We start from the raw sequence: 2297 nt of genomic DNA, 5'->3' as shown, positions 1-2297 counted from the left end.
GGCGGCCTCAGGTTCCAAGTGCAACAGTCAGTTGATAATGTTGAGCCGATTGGTTGCCAGCAGTTGCAGATGATCCGTCAACACTTCAACAGGGAATTTCCAGCCCAATGTCTGACGAGGTCGGGTGTTGAGCAAGTCGGCAATCTCGTCCAGCCGCTCCTGGCTAACCAGCGACAAATCGGTGCCCTTGGGTAAGTACTGCCGGAGCAGGCCGTTCGTGTTCTCGTTGCTGCCTCTTTGCCAAGGGCTGTGCGGGTCAGCGAAGTAGATCTTCATTCCCGTACGATCTGTCAGCTCTTGATGCTTGGCCATCTCGCTGCCTTGGTCATGGGTCATGGTTTTCAGCAGCGCCGGTGCCATCCGCGAAAGTTCTCGCGTCATCCCCTCTAGCGCGGCGTCTGCGGTGGGCGCATCCAACTTGGCCAGGATCACGAAACGGCTTGTGCGCTCGACCATCGTCGCTACTGCCGAGCGATTGTTCGCGCCCATGATCAGGTCGCTTTCCCAATGACCTGGCACTTGTCGACCTTCGACCTCTTGAGGTCGGTAGCGAATATTCTGTTCAGCTGGATAGCGCTCGCGCCGAGCTGGCGCAGTGCTGCGAGTACGCCGCTTGCTGCCGCCCTGGCGCAGGTAACCAATGAGTTGACGCTTAAGCTCGCCGCGTGGGTATGCATAGATTGTCAGGTAGATCGTTTCGTGACTCACATGCCGCTCAGGATTATCAGGCCAGTAGTCCTTGAGTCTGGCGGCAATTTGCTGAGGAGACCAGCCCTTGGCCAACATGCTGTGTACGACCTGGAACAGTTCAGAACCAGGGGCAAGAAGCTTGCTGCGCCTCGGGACGTGTCTGAGGGCACGGGCTCGAGCACCGGCAGTGCTGGCGTCATAGTGCCCAGGCTGCGACTGGCGCCGCACCTCTCGACTCAGCGTGCTGGGTTGGCGCCCAAGAACTTGGGCGATGGCTCGCAGCGAGGCGCCTTGCATACGCATGATCATTAGCGTTACGCGCTCTTCGATGGTCAAGTGGGTGTAGTGAGTAGTCATGCAGCACCTTACCTCGGGTGTTGCACTTGGTCACTGAGACCGCCCTGCCGTGCTCTGGATGGTGTTTTAAAAGTGCCAAAGCAAAACTTTCAAATCACTCCAAGTCCACAACCACTAGAGCCTTTGCCCCTTTTACGCGGATATTCAAAGAAAACGCCCAAACGACTACCCGAAGCTCTCTCATTTCTTATGCAAGAAGGCTTTGAGCCTAACAAATACGCCGGGCACGCAGCCTCTTATCGACCTGGCAAGTGGGAAGCCCGCTTAGCTCGGCTGGGCCGACGAGTCGATAGCATCATAAACCCGCACTCTCGGAGCACAGTGGAGATCGACACTTTGGATAAGCACTAAACTTAAGGCTTCCTCTTGGCCATGGGGTTGGCGCCTGGGTGGGTGATTGATCTGGTCAAGTAATTTTGGACACCGGTTTAGGTTCATGCCGCTGCCCTGAGCTTTTCCTCCATAGCTACCGGGGTCTCGTAGCCGTTGTAGCTGTGGAGGCGCTTGAGGTTGTAGCGCACCAAGTAAGCCATGATGTCGGATTTAGCTTCAGCTTCGGATTCATAGCCTCCTGCTGGCATCCATTCTGATTTCAATGCCCCGAAGAATCGCTCCATGGCGGCATTGTCCCAGCATTGGCCACGGTGGCTCATGCTCTGTTTCAAACCGCACTCTTCAAGCGCAGCCCTGAATTTATGGCTGGTGTACTGACAACCTTGATCTGAATGAAACATCACGCCCTTAGGCTTGCCTCTGGACTCAGACGCCATGCGCAGCGCGTCACAGGCCAACCTGGCATCGGCAGTCATTGAAAACGCCCAGCCCACAACTCGGCGTGCGTACAAGTCGATCACTGCGGCCAAGTACAGCCAACGTCTGCCAACCTGGATGTAAGTCACATCGCCACACCAAACCTCGTTGATCGTTGAAACTTTGAAGTTGCGCTTCAGTTGGTTTTCCGCAATCAGTGCTTCCGTGCCTGATGAGCGATACCGGTGCGGCCTGCGCTGCCGGCATTTCAGGCCAGCTTCACGCATAAGCGCACGCACTTTGTAACGCCCGACCTCACGGCCTTCCCGCCGCAATTCCTGCATCAACGTGCGTGAGCCTGCGGAGCTTCGTGACGCCGTGAAATGGTTGATTAGTGTCCGCTCCATGAAGCCCACATTCCAAGCGACTACCTGAAGTCCGATGCTGCGCTCCCGATTTCTTTCTGGAGCCAGTCCGCCATGATGCGTCCCGACAGCAAA

Annotated in this window: 2 protein-coding genes; both read right to left on the bottom strand. The window is 56.4% G+C overall.

Annotation, left to right across the window (positions count from 1 at the left end; all coding sequences use genetic code 11):
- Nucleotides 1-27: 27 nt before the first annotated feature.
- Nucleotides 28-1047, bottom strand: a complete 1020-nt coding sequence (locus BLX42_RS25470; RefSeq protein WP_161872785.1) for an IS30 family transposase — start codon at nt 1045-1047, stop codon at nt 28-30.
- A 434-nt stretch (nt 1048-1481) separates the two neighbouring features.
- The coding region (locus tag BLX42_RS25465; RefSeq protein ID WP_218580324.1) for an IS3 family transposase at nt 1482-2297 on the bottom strand (816 nt) is incomplete at its 5' end.

The sequence above is a fragment of the Pseudomonas sp. SG-MS2 genome (genome assembly GCF_009933855.1).
Taxonomy (GTDB): domain Bacteria; phylum Pseudomonadota; class Gammaproteobacteria; order Pseudomonadales; family Pseudomonadaceae; genus Aquipseudomonas; species Aquipseudomonas putida_E.
Note: the sequence above shows the minus strand (reverse complement) of the source record. Positions and strands in the feature narration are given on the sequence as shown.

What these genes read in the sequence shown, in the direction of transcription:
- BLX42_RS25470 (WP_161872785.1), bottom strand. Translation starts at nt 1,047, where the DNA reads ATGACTACTCACTACACCCACTTGACCATCGAAGAGCGCGTAACGCTA.